The 24,704-nt window shown below is 73.2% G+C and carries 23 protein-coding genes; 18 read left to right on the top strand and 5 right to left on the bottom strand.

Translation table 11 applies throughout. The features are described from left to right. Window positions 1-21: 21 nt before the first annotated feature. Window positions 22-744 (bottom strand): TIGR03089 family protein, encoded by a 723-nt coding sequence (locus tag LQ940_RS15985; protein ID WP_231243042.1) that lies wholly within the window; start codon window positions 742-744, stop codon window positions 22-24. Between the two features lie 63 nt (window positions 745-807). Here LQ940_RS15985 and LQ940_RS15980 point away from each other — a divergent pair, with 63 nt between their 5' ends. Beyond that, window positions 808-1,884: a mannose-1-phosphate guanylyltransferase gene (locus tag LQ940_RS15980; RefSeq protein WP_231243044.1), complete on the top strand. Its 1,077-nt coding sequence runs from the start codon at window positions 808-810 to the stop codon at window positions 1,882-1,884. A gap of 8 nt (window positions 1,885-1,892) precedes the next feature. Here the strand turns inward: LQ940_RS15980 and LQ940_RS15975 are convergent, their stop codons facing one another. The 3 genes from LQ940_RS15975 to cofD are packed head-to-tail and all read right to left on the bottom strand — an operon-like array spanning window position 1,893 to window position 4,682. Continuing rightward, window positions 1,893-2,648 (bottom strand): DUF3105 domain-containing protein, encoded by a 756-nt coding sequence (locus tag LQ940_RS15975; protein ID WP_231243046.1) that lies wholly within the window; start codon window positions 2,646-2,648, stop codon window positions 1,893-1,895. A gap of 40 nt (window positions 2,649-2,688) precedes the next feature. Continuing rightward, window positions 2,689-3,645: a coenzyme F420-0:L-glutamate ligase gene (locus LQ940_RS15970; RefSeq protein ID WP_231243048.1), complete on the bottom strand. Its 957-nt coding sequence runs from the start codon at window positions 3,643-3,645 to the stop codon at window positions 2,689-2,691. A gap of 26 nt (window positions 3,646-3,671) precedes the next feature. Further along, the gene (gene cofD / locus LQ940_RS15965; RefSeq protein ID WP_231243050.1) at window positions 3,672-4,682 is read right to left on the bottom strand and encodes a 2-phospho-L-lactate transferase; all 1,011 of its coding nucleotides are present in this window, start codon (window positions 4,680-4,682) and stop codon (window positions 3,672-3,674) included. Window positions 4,683-4,827: 145 nt separating this feature from the next. Between cofD and LQ940_RS15960 the strand changes: the two genes are divergently transcribed. From LQ940_RS15960 to LQ940_RS15950, 3 genes are all read left to right on the top strand, one after another. Next, window positions 4,828-5,082, top strand: coding sequence for a WhiB family transcriptional regulator (locus LQ940_RS15960; RefSeq protein WP_091026910.1), 255 nt, complete (start codon window positions 4,828-4,830; stop codon window positions 5,080-5,082). An 81-nt stretch (window positions 5,083-5,163) separates the two neighbouring features. Further along, on the top strand, window positions 5,164-8,043 hold the full coding sequence (locus tag LQ940_RS15955; RefSeq protein WP_231243052.1) for a glycosyltransferase family 2 protein: 2,880 nt from the start codon (window positions 5,164-5,166) through the stop codon (window positions 8,041-8,043). Then, a complete protein-coding gene (locus LQ940_RS15950) occupies window positions 8,040-9,437 on the top strand; it encodes a DUF5719 family protein (RefSeq protein ID WP_231243053.1) in 1,398 nt (465 codons plus the stop codon). The genes LQ940_RS15955 and LQ940_RS15950 overlap by 4 nt, the downstream gene beginning before the upstream one ends. A gap of 17 nt (window positions 9,438-9,454) precedes the next feature. On the opposite strand, the gene LQ940_RS15945 is transcribed toward LQ940_RS15950, so the two are convergent. Further along, window positions 9,455-9,829, bottom strand: a complete 375-nt coding sequence (locus LQ940_RS15945; RefSeq protein ID WP_231243055.1) for a metallopeptidase family protein — start codon at window positions 9,827-9,829, stop codon at window positions 9,455-9,457. Between the two features lie 107 nt (window positions 9,830-9,936). Here LQ940_RS15945 and LQ940_RS15940 point away from each other — a divergent pair, with 107 nt between their 5' ends. From LQ940_RS15940 to LQ940_RS15875, 14 genes are all read left to right on the top strand, one after another. Then, complete coding sequence (locus LQ940_RS15940) at window positions 9,937-10,296, top strand: DUF3499 domain-containing protein (protein WP_231243057.1); 360 nt, start codon at window positions 9,937-9,939, stop codon at window positions 10,294-10,296. Between the two features lie 33 nt (window positions 10,297-10,329). Next, window positions 10,330-11,718: a phosphomannomutase/phosphoglucomutase gene (locus LQ940_RS15935; protein WP_231243059.1), complete on the top strand. Its 1,389-nt coding sequence runs from the start codon at window positions 10,330-10,332 to the stop codon at window positions 11,716-11,718. After that, window positions 11,715-11,900 (top strand): Trm112 family protein, encoded by a 186-nt coding sequence (locus LQ940_RS15930; RefSeq protein ID WP_269214657.1) that lies wholly within the window; start codon window positions 11,715-11,717, stop codon window positions 11,898-11,900. Before LQ940_RS15935 ends, LQ940_RS15930 begins: the two co-directional genes overlap by 4 nt. Before the next feature lies 1 nt (window position 11,901). Further along, window positions 11,902-12,930 carry an SIS domain-containing protein gene (locus LQ940_RS15925; RefSeq protein WP_231243061.1) on the top strand — a complete coding sequence of 343 codons (1,029 nt, stop codon included), beginning with the start codon at window positions 11,902-11,904 and terminating at the stop codon, window positions 12,928-12,930. A 9-nt stretch (window positions 12,931-12,939) separates the two neighbouring features. Continuing rightward, entirely contained in the window at window positions 12,940-14,058 is a 1,119-nt protein-coding gene (locus LQ940_RS15920; RefSeq protein ID WP_231243063.1) for an acyltransferase family protein, read from the top strand. Between the two features lie 49 nt (window positions 14,059-14,107). Further along, the gene (locus LQ940_RS15915) at window positions 14,108-15,061 is read left to right on the top strand and encodes a DUF808 domain-containing protein (RefSeq protein WP_231243065.1); all 954 of its coding nucleotides are present in this window, start codon (window positions 14,108-14,110) and stop codon (window positions 15,059-15,061) included. A 123-nt stretch (window positions 15,062-15,184) separates the two neighbouring features. Next, window positions 15,185-16,615, top strand: coding sequence for an adenosylhomocysteinase (gene ahcY / locus LQ940_RS15910; protein ID WP_231243067.1), 1,431 nt, complete (start codon window positions 15,185-15,187; stop codon window positions 16,613-16,615). A gap of 102 nt (window positions 16,616-16,717) precedes the next feature. Then, a complete protein-coding gene (gene mtrA, locus LQ940_RS15905) occupies window positions 16,718-17,428 on the top strand; it encodes an MtrAB system response regulator MtrA (RefSeq protein WP_231243069.1) in 711 nt (236 codons plus the stop codon). A gap of 2 nt (window positions 17,429-17,430) precedes the next feature. Continuing rightward, entirely contained in the window at window positions 17,431-19,059 is a 1,629-nt protein-coding gene (gene mtrB, locus LQ940_RS15900; protein ID WP_231243071.1) for an MtrAB system histidine kinase MtrB, read from the top strand. Further along, a complete protein-coding gene (locus LQ940_RS15895; protein WP_231243072.1) occupies window positions 19,056-20,822 on the top strand; it encodes an LpqB family beta-propeller domain-containing protein in 1,767 nt (588 codons plus the stop codon). The genes mtrB and LQ940_RS15895 overlap by 4 nt, the downstream gene beginning before the upstream one ends. A gap of 58 nt (window positions 20,823-20,880) precedes the next feature. Next, window positions 20,881-21,594 carry a ComF family protein gene (locus LQ940_RS15890; protein WP_231243074.1) on the top strand — a complete coding sequence of 238 codons (714 nt, stop codon included), beginning with the start codon at window positions 20,881-20,883 and terminating at the stop codon, window positions 21,592-21,594. A 360-nt stretch (window positions 21,595-21,954) separates the two neighbouring features. Next, window positions 21,955-22,593 (top strand): ribosome hibernation-promoting factor, HPF/YfiA family, encoded by a 639-nt coding sequence (hpf, locus tag LQ940_RS15885; RefSeq protein ID WP_231243076.1) that lies wholly within the window; start codon window positions 21,955-21,957, stop codon window positions 22,591-22,593. A gap of 75 nt (window positions 22,594-22,668) precedes the next feature. Continuing rightward, the gene (locus LQ940_RS15880; protein ID WP_231243078.1) at window positions 22,669-23,337 is read left to right on the top strand and encodes a response regulator; all 669 of its coding nucleotides are present in this window, start codon (window positions 22,669-22,671) and stop codon (window positions 23,335-23,337) included. Window positions 23,338-23,482: 145 nt separating this feature from the next. Continuing rightward, entirely contained in the window at window positions 23,483-24,670 is a 1,188-nt protein-coding gene (locus tag LQ940_RS15875; RefSeq protein ID WP_231243080.1) for a winged helix-turn-helix domain-containing protein, read from the top strand. The last annotated feature ends 34 nt before the right edge of the window (window positions 24,671-24,704 follow it).

Raw genomic sequence — 24,704 nt, 5'->3', positions numbered from 1 at the left:
AGTCCCAGAGACGTCCTGGGCTCATGCAGGGAAGCGGGCGGTGGCGTGCTCGGCGGCATACGTCGCCTCGAGCCGTTCCCGCTCGGCATGGGCCACCAGGACCAGTGAGCCGCCCTTCGCGAGCGGCTCGCTGAACGTGGCGACACCTGGTGGGGAAGCCGGGTTCGCCACCGAGAGGAGGCGGCCGCCATCGGTGACGAGAGTCCCGGTGGCGGCCGTTCTCCACAGCTCCTCCTGGGTGACGTCCACTCCGCCGAAGCAGGTGGCCGGGTCGTCGGCCTGCGGCGGGTCCCAGGGCACGAACGAGTCCGGCTGCGACCAGATCTCGGCCCCCACGTCGTGCACGTGCGTCGGCACCGGCTCGGCGAACCGCACGCCGAGGGGCAGCAGCGAGCACGCCAGCACCGGCAGCTCCTCGGCCCGTGGTGCCCAGGCGTCCAGCGTGTCGGGGCCGCACACCACCGCGTCGGGGGTGTCGGCGTCGGTCACCACCAGCCCGGCCGTCCAGGCCGCCCCGAGGAAGACCGGGCCCAGCCAGTGCGCCGGCAGGTCCACGCGCAGCCGGTCGCCCCGCTCGAGCTCCAGCTCCTCGACCAGCAGCGAGGCGGCCTTCGCCACCCAGTTGGCGTACGTCGTCACGGACAGCTCGACCCGTTCGCCGCTCGCGTCGTCGTAGAAGGTGACCAGCGGCCGGCCTCCGTCCGCGCGGAGCCGCCGGGCCAGGACTGCGGGGAAGGTCGTCACCACCTCAGTCTCCCCGAGCGGCCTCCGCACCGGGACACCAGTGGCGCCACTAGGCTCGCGCCCATGTCTGCCATCGAGGGATTCTGGGCGGTGATCCCGGCCGGTGGCGCGGGGACCCGTCTGTGGCCGCTGTCTCGCGCGTCGTCGCCCAAGTTCCTGCGCGACCTCACGGGCAGCGGGCGCTCGCTCCTCCAGGGGACCTACGACCGGCTGGCACCGCTGGCCGAGGACCGGTTCGTCGTGGTGACGGGCCGCGCCCACCGCGCGGCCGTGGTCGCGCAGCTGCCGGAGGTGACGGCGGGCTCGGTGCTCGCCGAGCCGTCGGCCCGCGACTCGATGGCCGCGATCGGCCTGGCCGCCGCGCTGCTGGAGCGCGCCGACCCCGACGCCGTCATGGGCTCCTTCGCGGCCGACCACGTGATCGCCGACGAGGAGGCCTTCCGCGACTGCGTGCGTACGGCGATCGAGGTCGCGCGCGACGGCTGGCTCGTGACGCTCGGGATCGAGCCGACCAACCCGTCGTCGGCCTTCGGCTACATCCACCTCGGCGAGCCGCTCCCCGCCCACGCGGGCGCCTTCGCGGTGCGCGAGTTCGTGGAGAAGCCGTCCGTGGACGTGGCCCGCGGCTACCTCGCGTCGGGCGACTTCCGCTGGAACGCGGGGATGTTCGTCGTGCGGCCCACCGTGCTGCTCGACCTGCTGGCCGCCGGCGACCCCACCTTCGCGGCGGCGCTGCGGGCGCTAGCCGCCGACCCCGACACCCTGGACCAGGTCTGGGCGAGCCTGCCCAGGATCGCGCTCGACCACGCGGTCGCCGAGCCGGCGGCGGCGGCGGGCCGGGTGGCGACCGTGCCGGCGTCGTTCGGCTGGGACGACATCGGCGACTTCGACTCGCTCGCGACGCTGCTGCGAGACGACGTCGCCGGCACCACCGTCCTGGGCGACGACGCGCTGGTGCTCGCCGTCGACTCGACCGGACTGGTCGTGCCGGCCACCGGTCGGACGGTGGCGGTGGTCGGGCTCGACGACGTGGTCGTCGTCGACACCCCGGACGCGCTGCTGGTGACCACCCGCGCGCGGGCGCAGGACGTCAAGCAGGTCGTGGCCGCGCTCCAGGAGTCACGGCCCGACCTCACCTGACCGGCCAGCTACTCGACGTTGGGCTCGGGGGAGTCGAGGTAGGGGTACTCGACCATGAAGTCCTCGAGGGCCTCACCGCTGAACTCGGTGCAGTACTGCCACACGCCGACCTGCTTGGAGGCGTCGCTCTCGCCCTCGCCCCCGACGGACCAGTGCGTGTAGGCGATGTGCTTGTCCTTGGGGAACTTCGCGCCGTCCTCGTCCGCCGAGGTCCACGGCGCGGCGATGAACTTGTAGCGGTAGTTGTCGGTGCCCGGGAACTTGCGCGAGACGGCCTTCAGCTCGGTCAGCGCCTCGTTGTCGTCCGCGATCGTCTCGTCGTACCAGACGATCGTGTAGCCGTGCTCGAGGTTGTGGACCAGCGACTCCAGCGGGGGACGGTCGTCGGCGACGTAGAACTTCTCCGAGAACGGGGCCGGCGCGACGCCGTACTCGTTCCAGTGCGCTCCGAACGCCGGCGGTGCGTCGTCGTAGGTCACCGGCGTGTCGGTGGGGACGTGGTCGTTGCTGCCCTCTGCCGGCTTGGTGGTGATGTCGTCGCACGCCGTGGCCGGCGCTCCGATCTTGGCCAGGTCCAGGTCCTTGAACTTGCGCAGGTCCCAGCTGTTCTTGATCGGCCGGTACGCCGCGGCGCCGACGATGAGCAGGGCCACCACGACGCAGACGCCCACGATCATGAAGCCGCGGCGCTTCTCGGCGCTCTTCTGCTTCTTGCGGATGTCGTCGATGACCTTCTGGCGGTCGGACTTGGCTGGCTTGGCCACGGCGGGAGGTACCTCTGTTCGGGTCAGGGTCGCGGAGAGTCTACGGAGTCGCCGGGCGCAGACGCAGTCGGCGGTGCCGGCTGCTCTCCTCGACCACCCAGCCGTGTGCGAACGCGAGCACCGCGACGAGCTCGTGGGAGGCCTCGTCGGTGATCTCCAGGCCGCCGTCGTACGCCGTCGTGCGCGCCGGCAGGCGGTGCAGTGCGGCCGCCAGCTCCTCGGCCGGGGCGGGCGTGCCGAACACCACACGGTCCGCGGGGTCGCCGGTCACGGCCCGGACGACCGCCTCGCGGGCGCCGAAGCCGAACAGGTCCGCGCCCTCCGCGCGCACGAGCGCCACGGCCCCGGGCCCGTCGTCGTCCGGGGGCAGCACCAGGTCGGCGCGGCCGCGCACCACGGCGACCGGGCGGGCGCCGAGCTTGCCCTGGGCGAGCTCGGCCAGGCCGGCCAGCTCGTCGGCGACGGCGGGCGCGGTCACGGCCAGCTCGTTGCCGTGCGCGTCGATCCGGCCCGCGAAGTCCTCGGCGACGACCAGTCCTGCGGCGCCCACGGCGAGGTCGGTCTGGCCCTCGCGCCACGCCCGTCCGGCGGTGTCGGTCACCACGACCGCGACATTGCGTCCGGTGAGCCGGCGCAGCTCGGCGCGCAGCGCCCGCGCCGACGCGTCGGGGTCGAGGGGGAGCAGCACGACCGAGCCGCGCTCGACGTTGGAGGCGTCGATCCCGCCCGCGGCCAGGACCAGGCCGTGGTGGGTGCGCACGATCGTGGTCGGGCCGCGCCGGGCTACGACGCGCGCGGTCTCGCCGGGCAGCGCCTCCTCGCGGGTGCCGGACACGACCCGGCCCTCGGCCTTGCTCACCACCTTGCTCGTGACCACGACGACGTCACCGTCGGCCAGGTCGGGCAGCGCGCCCGCGACCAGCGCCGCGAGGTCGTCGCCCTCCCGGACCTCGGGCAGCCCGTCCGGCGCGGTGGCCGACACCGTGACCCCGCTCATCGGACCCCGCTCATCAGGCCCCGGGCTCATCGGACCAGGTCGATCGCCGCGGCCGCCATCGCGGCGGTGGCGTCGTGGTCGGTCATCATCAGCGGCACGGCACGGCAGGCCAGGCCGGCGTCCGTGAGCCGCTCGACCTGAGCGGCGTCGCGCTCGTCGACCAGCCAGCCGTCGAGCACCCCGCCCTGGGAGCGGGCGCCATAGTGCAGCCCGACTCCCGCGGCGCTGACCTGCACGCCGATCGAGGTCAGCATCTGCTCGGCCATGCCGCGCACGTGGGTGCCGCCGACGATGGGGGAGAGGCCGACCACCGGGGCGCCGGTGGCGCGCACGGCCTCGCGCACCCCGGGCACCCCCAGGATCGTGCCGACCGACACCACCGGGTTGGAGGGGGGCAGCACCACGAGGTCGGCGTCGGTGATCGCGTCGAGCACGCCGGGGCCGGGGGTGGCCTCGTCGAGCCCCACGAAGAGCACCGACTCGGCCGGCACCGAGGCCCGCAGCCGGACCCAGTACTCCTGGAAGTGGACGACGCGGCGCCCGCTCGGCGCGTCGGGGTCGGCGATCGCGACGTGGGTCTCGACCCGGTCGTCGGTCATCGGGAGCAGCCGGAGGCGGGGGTGCACCGGGACGAGCCAGCGGCGGCAGAGCGCCTCGGTGACGGCCGAGAGCGGGTAGCCGGCGTCGAGCATCTGCGTGCGCACCAGGTGGGTGGCGACGTCGCGGTCGCCCAGGCCGAACCAGGTCGGCTCCACGCCGTACGCGGCGAGCTCGGTCTTGACGCTCCAGGTCTCCTCCCGCCGCCCCCAGCCGCGCTCGAGGTCGATGCCGTCGCCCAGGGTGTACATCACGGTGTCGAGGTCCGGGCAGACCTTGAGGCCGTGCACCCAGAGGTCGTCGGCGGTGTTGGCGACGACGCTCACCTGGGCGTCGGGAGCGACCCCGGGCAGGACGCCGGTGGCGATCCCGTGCAGCAGACCCTGCAGGAACCGTGCCCCGCCCATGCCGCCGGAGAGGACCGTGATGTGCTTCAGCATGGCCGTTACCTTGCCGCACGCGGGTGGGGCAGGGGCGAGGCGGTGGGCTCCATTAGCAGATCAGGGCTTGACTTAGGGGGTACGACAGGCATGTAATTCCCACAGTGTTGTTCTGGGGTGTTGCTGGGTCGAAAGGGTGAGAACCGTGAGAGAACTGTTTCTTCTCGAACCGGACGCCGAGGATGCGGGGTGGCAGGACCGTGCGCTCTGTGCACAGACCGATCCGGAGGCGTTCTTCCCTGAGAAGGGTGGATCCACGAGGGAGGCGAAGAAGGTCTGTCTCACGTGCGAGGTGCGAGACGACTGTCTCGAGGCCGCGCTGTTCAACGACGAGCGCTTCGGCATCTGGGGCGGTCTCTCCGAGCGGGAGCGTCGCAAGCTGAAGAAGCGCGCGGTCTGACTCTGAAGGAATACCCCGGCCCGGGTGGCCGGGGTTCCTCCATTTTCGGGGCTCTTCGCCGCGGGGCTAGGGTGGCCGATCGTGTCTGGGACCTCGGTAGCCGCGCTCCTCGTCAGCCATGACGGCGGGCGCTGGCTCCCCACGGTCATCCAGGGTCTGCGCGCCCAGACCCGCCCCGTCGATCGGGTCCTCGCGGTCGACACCGGCAGCAAGGACGGCAGCGCCGACCTCCTCGAGGAGGCCTTCGGCCCCGACGCCGTGCTGCGGACCGCCGGCGCCACCCACTTCCCGGCCGCGGTCGACCTCGCCCTGGAGCGCCTGAGCGGCGAGGCCGCGGCGCCCGACGGGCCGGTCGAGTGGGTCTGGATCCTGCACGACGACGCCAACCCCGATCCCGCCGCGCTGGCCACCCTGCTCGCCGCCGCGCAGGAGCACCCCGAGGCGGACGTGCTCGGGCCGACCCTGCGCGAGTGGCCGTCCCTGCGCCGGCTGCTCGAGGTCGGGATCACGATCTCCGGCACGGGGCGACGCGAGACCGGGCTGGAGCGGGGGGAGTTCGACCAGGGCCAGCACTCCGCCGTGCGGCGCGTGCTCGCCGTCAACACCGCCGGCATGCTCGTGCGGCGTCGGGTGCTCGAGGAGCTGGGCGGCTTCGACGACCAGCTGCCGATCTTCGGCAACGACCTGGACTTCGGCTGGCGCGCCGCGGCCGCCGGCCACACCACGCTCGTGGTCCCGGGCGCGGTCGTGTTCCACGCGGAGGCCGCTCACCGGGGCGTCCGGCGCACCCCGCTCACCGGCCGGCACACCCACTACCAGGAGCGCCGGGCCGCGCTCTACACCCTCCTGGTCAACAGCCGGGGCCGGGCGCTGCCGTTCCAGGTGCTGCGACTCGGCCTCGGCACCCTGGTGCGGATGATCGGCTTCCTGCTGGTGCGCTCGGTGGGGGAGGCGCTCGACGAGCTCGCGGCCCTGGTCTCGCTCTACTCCAGCCCGCGGCGCATCCTCGCGGCCCGCCGCGAGCGGCAGGGGCGCCAGGTGGCCGACCCCGCCGAGGTGCGGGCGCTCCTGGCGCCGCCCTGGCTGCCATACCGGCACGGGCTCGACTTCGTGAGCGACCTCGCGGCCGCCGCCACCCACCAGGCTGCCGACGTCGCCGAGCGCCGCCGGGCCGCCGCCATCGAGCGCGACCCGTCCTCGCTCGCGGCCCGGCGCCCCGTCACCGACGACGACGAGGAGGCCTTCGAGGACTCCGGAGCCGTCGCCCGCTTCCTGACCAACCCCATCGCGGTCCTGCTGTCGCTGTTCGTCCTCGCCGCGGTGCTCAGCGCCCGCGAGGCGTTCGGCACCGTCGTGGGCGGTGGGCTGTCGCCGGTCCCGGACTCGGCCGGCGCCTGGTGGGGCCTGTACCTGGAGTCCTGGCACCCACTCGGGCAGGGCACCGCGGTGCCGGCGCCGGCGTACGTGCTGCCGCTGGCGCTGGTGGCCTCGGTGCTCGGCACCGGCCTGAGTGTCTCGGCTCTGCTGGTCCTCGCCGTCCCCGCCGGCGTCTGGGGCGCCTGGCGCTTCCTGCGGGTCGTCGGGCGCCTGGTGTCGTACCGGGGCGCGCCGCGCTGGGTCCTGCTCTGGGGCGCCACGACGTACGCGCTGGTGCCGGTCACGAGCGGGGCGTGGGGCGACGGGCGCCTGGGCCCGGTGGTCGCGGCCGTGCTGCTGCCCTGGCTCGCGCACGCCGCGCTGGGCTTCGCCGACCCGTCGGCGGACCGCCGCTGGCGCGCCGGCTGGCGCACCGCGCTGCTGCTGGCGCTGACGACCGCCTTCGCGCCGGTGGCCTGGCTCTTCGGCCTGGCCGTCGGCCTGGTCGTGGTCGCCGCGGCCTTCGCGATCGTGCCGTCCGCCATGCGCGACCGCTCCACCTGGGGCCCGCCGGCCACCGCCATCGCCGCGGTCCCCGTGCTGCTCGCCCCGTGGTGGGTGCCGCTGCTGCTGCACGGGGCGGCGGCCGGTCTGGTGCTCGACATCGGGCGGCTGCCGACCCCGCGCGTGGAGTCGCTGGACCTGCTCACCGGCCGCCTCGGCGAGCTCGGGGCGCCCTGGTGGCTGGGCGCGATCCTGCTCGCCGCGGCCGTGCTCGCGCTGGTGCCGCGTGCGACCCGGATACCGGTGCTGGTGTGCTGGGTCGTGGCCCTCGTGGCGGGCGCCCTCGCCGCCGTGCTCGGCAACCTCACGATCACCCTCGACGCCACCACCACCCAGCCCGGGGTGAGCTTCCTGGTCGTGGTGCTGCAGGGCGCCTTCGTCGTCGCCGCCACCCTCGGCGGGCAGGGACTGCTCCTCGGCTCGGCCCCGCGCCGGCCTGCGGGACGGTCGCTGGTCGCGGCGGTGGCCGTCCTCGCCGCCGTGGTGCCGATCGGCGGCCTGGTGTGGTTCGGGGCCGGTGGCCACGACCGCCTCGCCGACGCCGAGGACACCGACATCCCCGCCTACATGGTCCAGAGCTCGCGCACCGGCGACGCCCACGGGATCCTTGTGGTCCGCGGGTCGGTCGAGGACGGGCTGACCTACACGATCCGCCGCGGCGACGGGGTCACCCTCGGCGAGGACGAGATCCTGGACCTCGACACCGCCGACGCCGGGTTCACCGAGCTCGTGACCACGCTGCTCTCGCGGCCCACGCCGGGCGTCGTCAGCGCGCTCGCCGACGAGGGGATCGAGTACGTCGTGCTCCCCGCGCCCGCCGACGGGTCGGTGGCCGCGGCCCTCGACGCGACCCCGGGGCTCGTCCAGGCCAGCGCCGAGGAGCGCACCACCCGCGCCTGGCAGGTCGCTCGCCCGCTCGACCAGGACGCCGTCGACGGCCCTCGCTCGTGGCTGCGCATCGGCCTGCTGGTCCTGCAGGCGGTCGCGATCGTCGTGGTCGCAGTGCTCTGCGCCCCCAGCACGAGGAGGGGCCGACGATGAGCGCCCCCGGCAACCAGTCCGGCAACCACTCCGGCAACCAGTCCGGCCGCTCCCGCGGGCGGCGCCTGGACGTCACGACCGTGCTCGCGGTCGTGCTGCCGCTGCTGACCGCCGCCACCCTGCTCGCCGTGCGCCCGGACGCGGCGGAGCCGTCGACGCGCCCACCCGCGCAGACCTCGCTCTCGCGGACCGTGGTGGTCTGCCCGGGCGGCTCTCGCGAGGTCCGCGTGGCGAGCGGCACCGACGCCGGCGGCACCACGCCGTACACCGTCGGCGACACCGGGGGACAGGCCGAGGTCCGACCGGGCCGGGTCACCACCCTCACCACCGGGCCCGGCCCCTTCATCGCCAGGCCCGAGGGCGCCCTGGCGGCCGGCCTGGTCGCCGCCCGCTTCGACCAGCCGCTCGCGGCGGCCGAGTGCCGGGCGCCGGCCCCGGACCTGTGGTTCACCGGCCTGGGCGCCGGCGCCCGCCACACCTCCGTGCTCGAGCTGGTCAACCCCGACGGTGGTCCGGCGATCGTCGATGCGACGCTCTACGGCGTCGCGGGCGTCGTCGACGCGCCGGAGCTGCGGGGCGTGGCGGTCCCGCCGCGCGGCGTCGTCCGGCTCGACCTGGGCGCGCTCGTGCCGCGGCGCGACGAGCTGGCCGTCCACGTCACCACCGCCCGCGGTCGCGTCGCCGCGAGCGTGCGCGACCGGCAGCAGGAGCTCGGCACCGGCGGCGCTGCCGACGACTGGCTGCCCGCCCAGGCCGCCCCCGCCACCAGCAACCTGCTGCTCGGGGTCACGCCCGGCAAGGGCCTGCACAACCTGGTGCTCCTCAACCCGGGCGAGGACGAGACCCGGGCGACGGTCCGGCTGGTCTCGCCGAGCGCGGTCTTCAGCCCCGCCGGCCTCGAGGAGGTGGTGCTGCCACCGCGCAGCGTCACCCGGGTCTCCCTCGCGCAGGTGTTGACCGGCAAGGCCGCGAAGGGCGTCAGCGGGCTGCTCGTCGAGGCGCCCGACCCGATCACCGCCACGCTGCGCTCCTACGTCCGACGCGACCTGTCTCACGCCGTCGCCGGGACCCCGCTCACCTCGCCCGCCACGGTCGTGGCGCCGGCGGGCGACAAGCGCCTCGAGCTGGCCGGTGCCACGCGGGCCGGCGCCGTGGCCGTCACCGCCCGCGCCGCGAACGGGACGGTGCTCGCCGAGGAGACGATCGAGGTCCAGCCCGGTCGCGGCTTCGGCCTCGACCTGCCCCCCGCCACCGCCCTGCTCACCGTCAGCCCCGAGCGGACCGAGGTCACCGGTGCCCTCGTCGTCACCGAGGGCACCCGGGTCGCCGTCCTCCGCCTGCGCGAGCTCGTCACCAGCAGCCTGGTCGGCGACGTACGTCCCGGGCTGCCGTAGCCGCAAGGTGCGCGGTCTCAGTCGTCGTCGGCGGGGCCGTAGCGGGGGTCGACCTCGTGAGCCGGGAGGTCGAGGAGCTCGGCGACCTGCTCGACCACCAGGGTGAGGACCATGGCCTCGAGCTCGGCGCGGCCCTCGCAGCGGTGCTCAATCGGACGACGGAAGAGGACGAGCCGGGTCGGGGTGGTGCCGCTGCCGCGCACGAGCGAGGAGAGGGGCACGGTGTCGGTCCAGTCGTCGGGGATCAGCGGGGCATCCTCGACGGCGTACTCCACCAGGCCCAGCCGGCGCGACCAGCGCTCGTCGATGTCGGTGACGATGCGCAGGACGAGCGCGTCGAACTGCTCGCGCTTGCTGCCGCGAGGCAGCCGGGCGCCGGGACGTGCCTGCACCGCCGGCCCTCGCATCCCGCGGTCGTGGCGATCCCTGGTCCGGCGTCTGTGCTCCACAGCAGCGAGCCTAAACGGGTGCGCCACCAGCGCCGGGTAGCGTCTGGCCCGTGACCCTCAAGCGTCGTTGTTCGCGCAGCCCCTGCGGACGCCCCGCCGTCAACACCCTCACCTACGTCTACGCCGACTCGACCGCTGTCCTGGGGCCGCTGGCGACCTTCGCCGAGCCGCACGCCTACGACCTGTGCGCCGTGCACAGCGAGCGGCTCTCGGCGCCGCGCGGCTGGGAGGTCATCCGGCTCGCCGGTCAGCCCGTCGACACCGGCCCGTCCGGTGACGACCTGCTGGCCCTCGCCGACGCCGTCCGCGAGGCCGCCCGGCCGGTCCCCGTGGCGCGCGTCGCCCCGGAGGACGAGACCGGCCACGAGACCACGCGCCGCGGGCACCTGCGCGTTCTGACCACGGACTGAGGCGTCCAGCCCGCGGGCACTAGGGTCTGCGTCATGGCAGCCACGACCTCCAAGACGCTCGACCCGACGAACGTGCACGCCATCTTCAAGGCCTACGACGTGCGCGGCACCGTGCCCGACCAGATCGACGAGGCGCTCGCGCACGCGACCGGCCGGGCCTACGTCGCGGTGGTGGGCGCGCGCGAGGTCGTCGTCGGCCACGACATGCGTCCCAGCTCTCCGGGCATGGCCGCGGCCTTCGCCGAAGGGGCCAGCGAGGCCGGGGCCGACGTCGTGATGATCGGCCTGGCCTCCACCGACCAGCTCTACTTCGCCTCGGGTCACCTGAGGATGCCCGGCGCGATGTTCACGGCCAGCCACAACCCCGCGGAGTACAACGGCATCAAGATGTGCCGCAGCCTCGCCACCCCGATCGGCCTGGAGACGGGGCTCGCCGAGATCCGAGACCTCGTCGCCTCGGGAGAGCCCGGCGGCGTCTCGGCGCGCACCGGCAAGGTCTACGAGGCCGACGTGCTCGAGGCCTACGCCGCCCACCTGGTCTCCCTGGCACCGGTGGCCGGACGGCGGCTGCGGGTCGTCGCCGACGCCGGCAACGGGATGGCCGGCCACACCGCCCCGGCCGTGTTCGGGCTCCTGGGCGACCTGGTCGACCTGGTGCCGCTGTACTTCGAGCTCGACGGCACCTTCCCCCACCACGAGGCCAACCCGATCGACGAGGCCAACCTCGCCGACCTCAAGGCCAAGGTCCTCGAGACCGGCGCCGACGTCGGGCTGGCCTTCGACGGCGACGCCGACCGTTGCTTCCTCGTCGACGAGACGGGGCGCGCCGTCTCGCCGTCCACGCTGACCGCCCTGATCGCGTCGCGCGAGCTGGCCAAGGAGCCCGGCGCCACGGTCATCCACAACCTGATCACCAGCCGCGCGGTGCCCGAGATCGTCCGCGAGCTCGGCGGCAACCCGGTGCGCACCCGGGTGGGTCACTCCTTCATCAAGGCCACGATGGCCGAGACCGACGCGATCTTCGGCGGCGAGCACAGCGGCCACTTCTACTTCCGGGACTTCTGGCGCGCCGACTCCGGGATGCTCGCGGCCCTGCATGCGCTGGCCGCCCTCGCCGAGACCGGCCGGAGCCTCTCGGAGCTGATGGCCGACTACGAGCGCTACCCGGTGAGCGGGGAGATCAACAGCCAGGTCGCCGACCAGGCCGCCGTGATGGAGGCGCTCGAGGCCGCCTACGGTGGTTGCCAGGGCGTCGAGACCGACTGGCTGGACGGGCTGTCCGTCGCCCATGACGAGTGGACGTTCAACGTGCGCCCGTCCAATACCGAGCCGCTGCTGCGGCTGAACGCCGAAGGCAAGGACGAGGCGACCATGGCGCGGATCCGCGACGAGGTTCTCGCCCAGATCAGGAGTGAACGATGAGCATCGAGCTGGACCCCACACTGTTGGAGATCATCGTCTGTCCGGCGTGCCACGCCGACCTGGAGCTGGTGGACGACGATCGCGAGGCCGCGGAGCTGGTGTGCGAGGGCTGCGGCCTGGCGTACCCGATCCGCGATGGCATCCCGGTCATGCTGGTCGACGAAGCCCGCAAGCCCGGCTGAGATGTCCTGGTTCGACGAGTCCCGGCTCGACGACGAGCGCGCGCTGCGAGGCGCCGACCTGCGCCTGCGCACGCTCGCCGAGTCCGGCGCGCGCGTACGCCGCGAGGCCGGTGACGCCGCGGAGGCCCTCGCCCAGGTCGTGGCCCTGACCCAGGACCAGGCGCGACCGCGTGCGGTCATCGCCGCCGGCCCCGACTCCCGGCTGCTGCGGGCGGTGCTGGAGCCGTGGTGCCCGGTGCCGTTCGTGGCTTGGCCGGGCCAGGCGCTGCCCGGGTGGGTCGGCAGCCTCGACCTGGTGGTGGTGCTGGCCCCGGACGGCGGCGACGCGGGCTCGGCCTCGGCGGTCGCCGAGGCGGTGCGTCGCGGCTGCCAGGTGGTGGTGGCCTGCCCGCCCTCCTCGATCGTGGCCGAGCACGCCGCGGGACGCTGGACGGCGATCCTCCCGACGACGACCCAGGACCAGCTGGCGACCGCGGTGGTGATGCTGACCTACCTGCACGAGATCGAGCTCGGGCCGAGCGCGCCGCCGGAGGAGGTGGCCGAGGCGCTCGACGCGGTCGCCACCGCCTGCTCGCCGCACCGCGACCTCGCCGTCAACCCGGCCAAGATGCTGGCCATCGCGCTGGCCGACGCCAACCCCCTGGTCTGGGGAGGCTCGGTCCTGGCCGCGCGCGCCGCGCGCCGGGTCGCCGAGTCGATCCGCCGCGCCAGCGGCCGCTCTGCGTTGGCCGGCGACGCCGAGCACCTGCTGCCGGTCATCGAGGCGGCGCGACCGCGTGACGTCTTCGACGACCCGTTCTCCGACGACGGCGGTGAGCTGCGCCCGCTCCTGGTCGTGCTCGACGACGGTGCCGAGGACCCGGTCGTCCGCCAGCACCGCGCGCGCCTGCTGGCCGCCGCCGACGAGCGCGGCGTCCGCGTCGAGCACGTCACGAGCGAGGCCGGCTGCGAGGTGGCCCGCTACGCGTCGCTGCTGCTGAGCGGCAGGTACGCCGCCGAGTACCTGCGGCTCGGGCTCGTCGAGGTCTAGGGCCCGACGGTGGCGACCCGCGACGCCTGGTTCGACAACGCGAAGATGGCGTTGGTGACCCTGGTGGTGGTCGGCCACGCCTGGACGCTGCTGCCCGACGAGCCGGTCGTGAACCACCTCTACGACTTCGTGTACCTGTGGCACATCCCCGCCTTCGTGCTCGTCACCGGCTACCTCTCGCGCTCCTTCGCGTGGACCCGCACCCGGCTGTGGCAGCTGGTCCGCACGGTGGCCGTGCCCTACGTGATCTTCGAGTGCGCGATCGCGCTGTTTCGCCACTACGTCGGCGGCGAGGAGATGGAGGACCTGTTCCTCGACCCGCACTGGCCGCTGTGGTACCTCTCCGCGCTCTTCTTCTGGCGCCTCGTCACCCCGATCTTCCGGCCGCTGCCGGGCGGGGTGCTGGTGGCCGTGGCGATCAGCCTCGGCGCCGGGCTCTGGGCCGGCGACATGTTCGACCTGGCCCGGATCTGCGGGCTGCTGCCGTTCTTCGTCCTCGGTCTCAAGGCCACACCACAGCGCCTGGCCGCGCTGCGCCGTACGCCGGTCCAGGTGGCGGCGGTCGCCGTGTTCGCGGGCGTCCTGGCCCTCACCTGGGTCACCAACAGCGTCGTGTCCACGGAGTGGCTCTTCTACCGCGCGCGCTACGACACCCTCGGCGAGTCCGACCTGGACTCCCTCCTGATCCGCGGCGGCCTGCTCGTGGTCGGCACGCTCGCCGCCCTCTCCTTCCTGGCGCTGCTGCCGCGGGCGCCCGGATGGTTCGCCCGGATGGGCGCGGCCAGCCTGGTCGTCTACCTGTTCCACGGGTTCTTCGTGAAGGGCACGTTGTACGCCGGCTTCCCCGAGTGGGCACAGGACCGGCTCGTGCCGGCGCTGCTGGTCGTCACGCTCGGCTCGGTGGCGCTGGCCATGCTGCTGGCCTGGCCGCCGGTCGCGACCCGGTTGACGGTGCTGGTCGACCCGTTCGGCTACGCCGAGCGGCACGCCCGCCACGCGGTCGACCTGGGCGTCACGGTCGTGGCCCAGGAGGACCACGACGCGCCGGTCCTGGACCGGCTGGTCGAGCAGCTCGCGCAGGAGCGTCCCGACGGCAGCCCGCTGCCGCCGCGGACACCGCGCACCTGATGCGCCCGCGGGCTCAGTAGCATGACGTTATGACGACCGGAGCCGCGCGATGAGCGGCGGCCTCTTCGCCCTGCTCGACGACGTCGCGGCGCTGGCTCGACTCGCGGCCGCCTCGGTCGACGACGTCTCGGCTGCCGCGGGACGGGCCAGCATGAAGGCGGCCGGCGTCGTCGTCGACGACACCGCGGTCACCCCCCAGTACGTCCAGGGCGTCGCGGCCAAGCGCGAGCTGCCGATGATCAAGCAGATCGCGGTCGGCTCGCTGCGCAACAAGCTCCTCATCATCCTGCCGCTGGCGCTGCTGCTGAGCCAGTTCCTGCCGTGGCTGCTCACCCCGATCCTGATGCTGGGCGGCACCTTCCTGTGCTACGAGGGCGCCGAGAAGATCTGGGAGAAGCTGTCCGGTCACCATCCGGAGGAGAAGCAGGCGGGCGCGCTGGACGACGCGGCCGAGAAGACCATGGTCTCGGGAGCGATCCGCACGGACCTGATCCTCTCGGCCGAGATCATGGTGATCTCCCTCAACGAGGTCGCCGACGAGCCGTTCGTCTCCCGTGCGGTGATCCTGGTGGCCGTCGCCTTCCTGATCACCGCCGTCGTCTACGGCGTGGTCGCGCTCATCGTGAAGATGGACGACATCGGCCTCGCGCTCAGCCAGCGCACCTCGGCCGTGGCGCAGAAGGTCGGCCACGGCCTGGTGCGCGCCATGCCGGGGCTGCTCGCCACGATCTCGGTGGTCGGCACGGTCGCGATGCTCTGGGTCGGCGGGCACATCCTGCTGGTCGGAGCCGACGACCTCGGCTGGCATGCGCCGTACGAGCTGGTCCACCACCTCGAGGAGGACGTCCACCACGCGGCGGGGGCCCTCGGCGCCGCGCTCGGCTGGCTGGTCAACACGGCCCTCTCGGCCGTCGCCGGGGTGGTGGTCGGCGCCGTGGTGGTGGCGATCATGCACGTGCTGCCGTTCGGTCACGGCAAGACCGCCGAGCCCACCGCCCACTGACTCCTGGGCCCCTTTACACCCGCGCCGCCACCGTCTCGACACGGGGGTCGCGAGGATTCTGCGATCGGTGGGAACCCGTTCTAGCCTTGACGCCACGCCCACCGCCTGCACCCAGGAGCATGAATGGACTACAAGGTTGCCGACCTCTCGTTGGCCGACTTCGGCCGCATGGAGATCCAACTCGCCGAGCACGAGATGCCCGGGCTGATGGCCATGCGGGAGCGCTACGGCGACTCCAAGCCGCTCGCGGGCGCTCGCATCGCCGGCTCGCTGCACATGACGATCCAGACCGCGGTCCTGATCGAGACCCTCACCGCGCTCGGCGCCGAGGTCCGCTGGGCCTCCTGCAACATCTTCTCCACCCAGGACCACGCGGCCGCGGCCATCGCCGTGGGCCCCGAGGGCACCGTCGACAGCCCCGCCGGCGTCCCGGTCTTCGCCTGGAAGGGTGAGTCGCTGGAGGAGTACTGGTGGTGCACCCAGCAGATCCTGCGGTGGCCCGACGGCAAGTTCGCCAACATGATCCTCGACGACGGTGGCGACGCCACGATGCTCGTCCACCTGGGCGTCGAGGCGGAGAAGACCGGCGTCGCGCCGGATCCCGCCACCGCCAAGAGCGTCGAGCAGAAGGTCGTCTTCGACGTCCTCAACGCCTCGCTGGCCGAGAGCAAGGACCGCTGGACCCAGATCGCCGGCGAGATCAAGGGCGTCACCGAGGAGACCACCACCGGTGTGCTGCGTCTCTACGACATGATGAAGGAGGGCTCGCTGCTCTTCCCCGCCATCAACGTCAACGACTCGGTCACCAAGTCCAAGTTCGACAACAAGTACGGCTGCCGCCACTCGCTCATCGACGGCATCAACCGCGCCACCGACGTCCTGATCGGCGGCAAGGTCGCCGTCGTGTGCGGCTACGGCGACGTCGGCAAGGGCTGCGCCGAGTCCCTGCGCGGCCAGGGCGCCCGCGTCATCGTCACCGAGATCGACCCGATCTGCGCGCTGCAGGCGGCCATGGACGGCTACCAGGTCGACACCCTCGACAACGTGCTGGACGTCGCCGACATCATCATCACCGCGACGGGCAACAAGGACGTCGTGACCGTCGAGCAGATGTCGCGCATGCGCCACAACGCGATCCTCGGCAACATCGGTCACTTCGACAACGAGATCGACATGGCCGGCCTCGAGGCGGAGGGCGTCGCGGTCCGCAAGAACGTCAAGCCGCAGGTCGACGTGTGGACCTTCCCCGCGGGCAACGCGATCATCGTGCTCTCCGAGGGCCGCCTGATGAACCTCGGCAACGCGACCGGCCACCCGTCGTTCGTCATGTCGAACTCGTTCACCAACCAGGTCCTGGCGCAGATCGAGATCTTCACCAAGCCGCAGGAGTACCCGGTCGGCGTCTACGTGCTGCCCAAGCACCTCGACGAGGAGGTCGCCCGCCTCCACCTCGACGCCCTCGGCGTCAAGCTGACCACGTTGAGCGACGACCAGGCCGCCTACCTCGGCGTCGACGTCCGGGGCCCGTTCAAGTCCGACCAGTACCGCTACTGAGCTCTGCGTCCGCGAGCCCGGTGCCCCGCCCCCTGATCCGTCCGGATCAGGGGGCGGTGGCGTCTTCCGGGCTCGTGCGTGGCTGATGGCACTATTGAGGCCATGACACAGGTGGGGACCGCGAGTGCCATCGCGCCCAAGGGGCGCGTGCTGGTGGTCGACGACGATGCCTCGCTGGCCGAGATGCTGACGATCGTCCTGCGCCAGGAGGGCTTCGACAGCCGGATCTGCACCCGCGGAGACCTCGCCATGGACGAGTTCCGCGACTACCGGCCCGACGTGGTGCTGCTCGACCTGATGCTGCCCGGACGCGACGGGATCGACGTGTGCAAGGAGATCCGCGGCGAGTCGGGCGTGCCCATCGTGATGCTCACCGCCAAGGGCGACACCGTCGACGTGGTGGTGGGCCTGGAGTCCGGCGCCGATGACTACGTCGTCAAGCCGTTCAAGCCCAAGGAGCTCGTAGCCCGGATCCGGGCCCGGGTGCGCCGGTTCGACGCCACGTCGGCGGAGAACCTGACCATCGGCGACCTCACCATCGACGTCGCCGGGCACTCCGTGCACCGCGTCGGCGAGCCGATCAGCCTGACCCCCCTGGAGTTCGACCTGCTCCTGTGCCTGGCCCGCAAGCCGTGGCAGGTCTTCACGCGCGAGGTCCTGCTCGAGCAGGTGTGGGGCTACCGCCACGCCGCCGACACCCGGCTGGTCAACGTGCACGTGCAGCGACTGCGCTCCAAGGTCGAGCACGACCCCGAGCACCCCGAGATCGTGGTGACCGTCCGCGGCGTGGGCTACAAGGCCGGGAACGGGTAGCGATGATGGCCCGCCGACGGTGGCCGGGCGTCCCTCCCGGCGTACGGCGGGCCCTCACGTTCTGGCGCCGCTCGATCCAGGCGCGCGTCGTCGCCAGCACCCTGGTGCTCTCGGCCATCGTGATCAGCGGGGTCGGGTGGTTCCTGCTCGACTCGACCAAGGAGGGCCTGCTGGAGCATCGGGTCGAGTCGGTTCTGGCGGAGTCCGACGCGAGCATCGAGGAGGCGCGTGACCGCCTGGAGGCCGCCTCCGGCACCGAGGTCAACGCCAGTCGGCAGCAGCGCGAGCTGGCCGACCTGATCATCGCGCGCGGAGAGACCCGCGGCTTCCGCGTCGTGCTCGGCGTCCCCACCGGCGAGGACGCCCGGCTCTCCGACGGCGGGCCGGAGTACACCCCCGGCCTGAACCTGGTCAGCGTCCCCGACTCGCTGCAGGAGCACTTCGAGGAGATCGCGCCGACGGCGTGGACCTACACCCGGGTCGCGACCCGGTCGGCTGAGGGAGAGGTGCGCGAGGAGCCGGGGATCGTCGTCGGCAGCCAGGTGCTGCTCCCCTCCGACGGGAGGACCTACACCTTCTACCTCCTGTTCCCCCTCGACGCCGAGCAGGAGACCCTGGGACTGGTGACGCGCGCCCTGCTGACCGCCGCCGTCGCCCTCCTGGTCCTCGTCGCCGGCATCACCTGGCTGGTGGCCCGGCAGGTCGTCAACCCCATCCGGCTGGCGCGCGAGGTCGCCGAGCGCCTGGCGGCCGGCCGGCTGCAGGAGCGCCTGCGGGTCTCGGGCGAGGACGACCTCGCCCGACTCGCGACGTCGTTCAACCAGATGGCCAGCAACCTGCAGCGCCAGATCCGCCAGCTCGAGGAGCTCAGCCGCGTGCAGCGCCGGTTCGTCTCCGACGTCTCGCACGAGCTGCGCACCCCGCTCACCACCGTCCGGATGGCCGGCGACGTGCTGCACGACGCCAAGGAGTCCTTCGACCCGGCCACCCGCCGGGCGGCCGAGCTGCTGCAGATCGAGCTCGACCGGTTCGAGGTGCTGCTGGCCGACCTGCTCGAGATCAGCCGCTTCGACGCCGGCGCCGCCGTGCTGGAGGCGGAGGACGTCAACCTGCTCGACGTCGTCCACCGGGTGGTCGACTCCACCCGTGCGCTCGCCGAGCAGCGAGGCGTGCGGGTGGTGGTCGAGGCGCCGGAGCGGCCGTGCCTGGCCGAGGCCGACGTGCGCCGGGTCGAGCGGATCATGCGCAACCTCATCACCAACGCGATCGACCATGCCGAGGCTCGGCGCGAGATCAAGGTCCTGCTGGGATGCGACGACCAGGCCGCGGCGGTCGCGGTGCGCGACTACGGCGTCGGGCTGGCGCCGGGGGAGTCGGCGATGGTGTTCAACCGGTTCTGGCGCGCCGACCCGGCGCGGGCGCGCACCAGCGGCGGCACCGGCCTGGGCCTGGCCATCGCCCTCGAGGACACGCACCTGCACGGGGGGTGGCTGCAGGCGTGGGGCCGCCCCGGGCAGGGCGCGCAGTTCCGCCTGACCCTGCCCCGCCGAGCGGGTGCGCCGCTGCGGCACAGCCCACTCCGGCTGGTCCCGGCCGACGCCGACGACCCGGTCCGGGAGGTAGCCCGATGACCGGCCGGCGCCGGACGCTCGCCGCGCTCTCGGCCGTCCTGCTGCTGGCCGCGCTGACGGGCTGCGTCGAGCTCCCCGAGAAGGGGCCGGTGGTCGAGACCGAGCCGTCCGCCAAGGTGGCCGAGCAGCAGGCCGCCGCCATCGACGCCATCCCGCCCCAGGAGGGCGACGCGGCCCTCGACATCGTCAACGGCTTCCTCGACGCGATGACGGCCTACCCCGTCCAGGCCAACGTCGCGCGCCAGTTCCTGGCCCGCGAGGCCCAGGCGGCGTGGAACCCCGACGACGCGACGATCACCTACGGCGACATCACCGACCCCAGTGCCGACGCCGGCAGCCGCAACGTCTCGGTGACGCTCGGCGACCCCGAGTCGCTCGACGGGCGGGGCGGGTGGCAGGGGCCGCTCCCGGCCGACCAGCGGCGGCTGACGTTCCGCATGGTCGTCGAGGACGGCGAGTACCGCATCGCGAACGCCCCCGACGCCCTGATCGTGCCGGCCCAGTGGTTCTCGCAGCGGTTCCGCCAGGCCTCCCTCTACTTCTTCGACCGCACGGCCCAGATCCTGGTGCCGGAGCCGGTCTTCGTCCCGCGCGGGGAGCAGCTGGCGACGACGCTCATCGACGGCCTGCTGGCGGGCCCGGGGGAGCGGCTGTCCGGCGTGGCGCGCAGCTTCCTGCCACCGAACCTGACGGTGGGGCTGTCGGTCCCCATCTCCGAGGAGGGCGTCGCGGACATCACCCTGGTCGGCGACTCGGGCCAGCAGAATCCCGAGGTCATCGAGAAGATGCTCGCCCAGCTCGTCTGGACGCTGCGCCAGGAGCCGTCCATCAGCGCCATCCGGCTGCAGATCGGCGACGAGAGGATCCGGCTGCCGGACGGGGTCGCTGAGTACCGGGTCGACGCCGCCCCCGAGTACGACCCGACGGGCTACCAGGCCAGCCGGCTGCTCTACGGGCTGGTCGACGGCCTGCTCGTGTCGGGGGAGCTCGACACCCTGGCCCCGGCCGAGGGCCCGTTCGGCGACACCGGCTATGGGCTGCGCTCGGTCGCGGTCAACCTGCCCGCCACGCTCGCGGCGGGGGTCACCGACAACGGCCGCTCGGTGCTCCTGGCGCCGGTGCGGGCCGTGGCGGGGGAGGAGGCGCCCCAGCGCGCCATCCAGGTCGTCTCGGGCGCCACCCGCCTGCTGCGGCCGTCGTGGGACTTCGCGGACCGGCTGTGGATGGTCGATCGCGCCCCCTCGGGGGCTCGCGTCATCCTCCGCGAGGGCGAGCGTCTCCGCGGGCTGCAGGTGCCGGGCGTGACCGGCCAGGACGTGCGGTCGTTCGTGGTCTCGCGCGATGCCACCCGGTTCGTCGCCGTGGTCCGTCGTGACGGGGTCGACCGGCTGCTGCTCGGCCGCGTCCAGGTGGACTTCCAAGGCCGCGTGCGTGAGGCGGTCGGAGTCCGCACGATGACCTTCGAGGACGCCGACCCGGTGCGGGTCACCGACATCGCCTGGACCTCGCCCACGTCCGTCGCGCTGCTCAGCGAGGTCGTGCCGGGAGAGCTGTTCGAGGTGCGCACCGTGGTCGTCGACGGGGCGCCGGCCGGTGTCGAGGCCCTGTCCACCACGGTCAACGAGGCGGTCCTCGGGCTGGCCGGCTCGCCGGTCCCGGGAGCGCGGCAGTACGCCGTCACCGACGAGGGCGTCGTCGACCTGCTCACCAGCCGGGTCGTCGAGCTGGAGGGCCGGCCGGCCTCGCTGGGCTACGTGGGCTGATCCACAGGCGCCTCCGCCTGCCTTGTCCCGGATCGGCGCGGCTGGTGCGATGCGGGCCATGCCCTACCGCGACGCCGTCCTCGACCTGCTGCTCGGCGGCCGGTGCGTGGGCTGCGCGGCACCCGGCCGACCACTGTGCCCGGACTGCGCGGCGCTGCTCGAGGTCGCGGCGAGTCCCGCATGGCCGACCCCGGTGCCGGCCGGGCTGGCGACGCCGTGGGCGGCGACCGCCTACGAGGGGCTGCCCCGGGCGATGGTCCTGGCACTGAAGGAGCGCCGGGTGTGGGCGCTGGCCCGCCCGCTCGCGCGGGTGCTCGCGGTCGCGGTGAGCGCCGCGACCGCCGACGCGGCGGGCCCGTTCGTGCTGGTGCCGGTCCCCTCACGGCCCTCCTCCGTGCGCAGCCGTGGGCACGACCCCACGGCGACCCTGGCCCGGCTGGCGGGCGTGGTCCTGCGGGCGCAGGGCGTGGACGCGGCGGAGTACCGCCTGCTGCGCTCGCGCCCCGGCGTGCTCGACCAGTCGGGGCTCGGGGCGGCTGCGCGGGCCACCAACCTCGCCGGGTCGATGGCCTGTCGAACCGCGCCGCTCCGGCACCTGGCGCAGCGCACCCCGCAGGCGCGATTCGTCGTGTGCGACGACGTCCTCACCACCGGCTCCACGGCTCGCGAGGCCCAGCGGGCCCTGGAGTCGGTGGGGCTGGAGGTCCACGCGGTGGCGACCGTCGCGGCCACCCGTCGGCGGGGCGCGGAGGGGCAGGGCCCGGCGCGGTGAAAGGTGACCCCCGCCTCTATGGCCAGCCAGGCACGGACTAACGTTTCTCTATGGAGTCCGTCCGGGTCCGTGGTTGCGCTGTTCTGGCAGTGCCGGGACGGCTAGCCGATGCCAGTCGCAGGCGAAACGGTCCACGTAAGGCGTCGTCCGGGCTCGCCCGGGCGCGCCGATCACGGTGCGGCTTAGACGTAAGTCCTGCCTCGCCCCACGCGTCAGATGCGCGTGGCCGGCGGGAGAAGGTCAGTAGTGGCATCCAAGCTGCGAGAGCCTCAGCAGGCGACTGTGGGGTCGAAGACCAGGTCGGCCGGGCGGGCTCCATGCTCATGTGCGCACACCAACTGTCACAACGGGAGGTTCAACATGGAAGCTGTCTTCACCGGTCGCAACTGTGAGCTGTCGGAGGGATTCCGTGCTCACGCCGAGGAGAAGCTGAGCAAGCTGGAGAAGCACGACCACCGCATCATCCGGGTGCACGTGGAGGTCGACTGCGAGCTCAACCCCCGCCAGCACGACCGCGCGGTCCATGTCGAGCTCACCGCCCTGTCCAAGGGCCCCGTGATCCGGGCCGAGGCCGCCGCAGACGACAAGATGGGCGCGCTGGACCTGGCGCTGGACAAGATGGCCGCGCAGATGCGCCGTGCCGCCGACCGGCGCCGCGTGCACCGCGGCCGGCACGCGCCGGTCTCCGTGGGCCAGGCGCTCGCCGGCCTGGAGGTCGTCGAGGACGAGCAGCCGGCCGACGACGGCGTGACCCAGCGGCAGGTCGGGCCGATCGAGGTGACCGGTGACGGGCCGCTGGTCGTGCGCGAGAAGACCCACTCGGCGTCCCCCATGACGCTCGACCAGGCTCTCTACGAGATGGAGCTCGTCGGTCACGACTTCTACCTGTACGTGGACAAGGAGAGCGAGCGACCCGCGGTCGTCTATCGCCGCCGGGGCTACGACTACGGCGTGATCTCGCTGGACCTCACCCAGCCCGACGAGGCCGAGACACCCTGACCGGGCCACGCCGGGTGGCCTGTCCGGACTACCAGGACAGGCCACGAGGCCACCCGAGCGTGTCATGATGCCCGGGTGGCCGACAGGGACGAACCGATCCGGGTGCTCGTGGTCGACGACCAGGAGCTCTTCCGTCGTGGGGTGACGATGCTGCTCGGGGTCGAGCCCGGCGTCGAGGTCGTGGGCGAGGCCGGAGACGGCGTGGAGGGCACGGCGCTGGCCGAGAGCGCCGCCCCGGACGTCGTGCTGCTGGACATCCGGATGCCCAAGCGCTCCGGCATCGAGGCCTGCGTGGCCATCAAGGAGGCCGTCCCGTCGGCCAAGATCATCATGCTGACGGTGTCCGACGAGGAGGCCGATCTCTACGAGGCGGTCAAGAGCGGCGCCTCCGGCTACCTGCTCAAGGACTCCTCCATCGACGAGGTCGCCCAGGCCATCCGCGTGGTCGCCGACGGCCAGTCGCTCATCAGCCCCTCCATGGCCGTCAAGCTGATCGACGAGTTCAAGCAGATGTCGCGCCCCGAGCGCGACCCGGTCCCCGGCCTGCGGCTCACCGAGCGGGAGCTCCAGGTGCTCGGCCACGTCGCGAAGGGCCTCAACAACCGCGACATCGCACGCAACCTCTTCATCAGCGAGAACACCGTCAAGAACCACGTCCGCAACATCCTCGAGAAGCTCCAGCTCCACTCCCGGATGGAAGCGGTGATGTACGCCGTCCGCGAGAAGCTGCTGGAGCTGCCGTAGTCCGAGCTCGCTCGGCCTACGAGAGCAGCGAAGGTCGAGCAAGCGACGCGACCGAGCCTGCGAGGTCGCGCGAGCGCGTCGAGACCCGGTGAGACGAACGCCGACGGCTGACCACCGTCGGCGTCTCGTGGCAGAGTGCGATGCCGTGACGACGCAGTCGATCTCGACCTCCCAGGCGCGCCGCATCGCGCTGGCCGCCCAGGGCTTCCTCGACCCGCCGCACACCCCGCCCACGATGCGCACCTTCCAGCGCACCCTGGACCGCACGGGGGTGCTCCAGGTCGACTCGGTCAACGTGCTCCAGCGCGCCCACTACATGCCGCTGTACTCGCGCATGGGCCCCTACGACACCGGGCTGCTGCGCCGGGCCGCGGAGCAACGGCCGCGCCGCGTGGTCGAGTACTGGGCGCACGTCCAGGCGCTCATGCCGGTTGAGCTGTGGCCACACATGCGCTTCCGGATGGAGAAGTACCGCGCCCGGCGCGGCAAGTGGGCGGTCCTCGACGAGGACCCTGCGCTGGAGGCGTCACTGCTGGCCGAGATCCGGGCGCGAGGGGCGGCCACCGCGCGCGACCTCGACGAGGGGCTGCCCCGCAGCAAGGAGCACTGGGGCTGGAACTGGTCGACCACCCGGCGGGTCCTGGACTACCTCTACACCGTCGGCGAGCTGGCCATCGCGGGCCGCAACGCCCAGTTCGAGGTGCTCTACGACCTGCCCGAGAGGGTGATCCCGGCCGAGGTCCTGGCGCGGCCGACGCCGAGCCCGGAGGAGTCCCACCTCGAGCTGGTCCGCCGCGCCGCCCGCTCCCACGGCATCGCGACGACGCGATGCCTGCAGGACTACTACCGGATGCACATCGACGAGGTCCGGCCCGCGGTCGCTGCCCTGGTCGAGTCCGGGGAGCTGCTGCCGGTGGCGATCGAGGGCTGGAAGCGCCCGGGCTACCTGCACCGCGACGCCCGGCTGCCCCGCCGGGTGCCGGCCCGGGCGCTGCTCAGCCCGTTCGACCCGGTGGTCTGGGAGCGGGAGCGCGCCGAGCGGCTCTTCGGGTTCCACTACCGCATCGAGATCTACACGCCGGCCCACAAGCGCGTGCACGGCTACTACGTCCTGCCCTTCCTGCTCGGCGAGCACATCGTGGCGCGCGTCGACCTCAAGGCCGACCGCCGTACCCGCACGCTGGTGGTCAAGGGTGCCTACGCCGAGCCGGGCGCGCCGGCTCACACCGGCGAGGAGCTCGGCGCGGAGCTGACGGCGCTGGCCGGGTGGCTGGGGCTGGACTCCGTGGCGGTCGAGCCCCGGGGCGACCTGGCCGCGCGCGTTGCGGTGTAGCGGTCTACTGACCGCTGGGTAGAGTGTGAACGCC

Source organism: Nocardioides sp. cx-173 (assembly GCF_021117365.1).
Lineage (GTDB): Bacteria > Actinomycetota > Actinomycetes > Propionibacteriales > Nocardioidaceae > Nocardioides.
The sequence above is the reverse complement of the archived record's forward strand: the minus strand, read 5'-3'. Positions and strand labels throughout refer to the sequence as shown.

Bases quoted from the DNA above. Each gene is read 5' to 3' on its own strand.
- ahcY (WP_231243067.1), top strand. From the start codon at position 15,185: ATGGACTACAAGGTTGCCGACCTCTCGTTGGCCGACTTCGGCCGCATG.
- LQ940_RS15970 (WP_231243048.1), bottom strand. From the start codon at position 3,645: ATGAGCGGGGTCACGGTGTCGGCCACCGCGCCGGACGGGCTGCCCGAG.
- cofD (WP_231243050.1), bottom strand. From the start codon at position 4,682: ATGCTGAAGCACATCACGGTCCTCTCCGGCGGCATGGGCGGGGCACGG.
- LQ940_RS15890 (WP_231243074.1), top strand. From the start codon at position 20,881: ATGCCCTACCGCGACGCCGTCCTCGACCTGCTGCTCGGCGGCCGGTGC.
- LQ940_RS15930 (WP_269214657.1), top strand. From the start codon at position 11,715: ATGAGCATCGAGCTGGACCCCACACTGTTGGAGATCATCGTCTGTCCG.
- LQ940_RS15915 (WP_231243065.1), top strand. From the start codon at position 14,108: ATGAGCGGCGGCCTCTTCGCCCTGCTCGACGACGTCGCGGCGCTGGCT.
- hpf (WP_231243076.1), top strand. From the start codon at position 21,955: ATGGAAGCTGTCTTCACCGGTCGCAACTGTGAGCTGTCGGAGGGATTC.
- LQ940_RS15925 (WP_231243061.1), top strand. From the start codon at position 11,902: ATGTCCTGGTTCGACGAGTCCCGGCTCGACGACGAGCGCGCGCTGCGA.
- LQ940_RS15980 (WP_231243044.1), top strand. From the start codon at position 808: ATGTCTGCCATCGAGGGATTCTGGGCGGTGATCCCGGCCGGTGGCGCG.
- mtrB (WP_231243071.1), top strand. From the start codon at position 17,431: ATGATGGCCCGCCGACGGTGGCCGGGCGTCCCTCCCGGCGTACGGCGG.
- LQ940_RS15950 (WP_231243053.1), top strand. From the start codon at position 8,040: ATGAGCGCCCCCGGCAACCAGTCCGGCAACCACTCCGGCAACCAGTCC.
- mtrA (WP_231243069.1), top strand. From the start codon at position 16,718: ATGACACAGGTGGGGACCGCGAGTGCCATCGCGCCCAAGGGGCGCGTG.
- LQ940_RS15935 (WP_231243059.1), top strand. From the start codon at position 10,330: ATGGCAGCCACGACCTCCAAGACGCTCGACCCGACGAACGTGCACGCC.
- LQ940_RS15895 (WP_231243072.1), top strand. From the start codon at position 19,056: ATGACCGGCCGGCGCCGGACGCTCGCCGCGCTCTCGGCCGTCCTGCTG.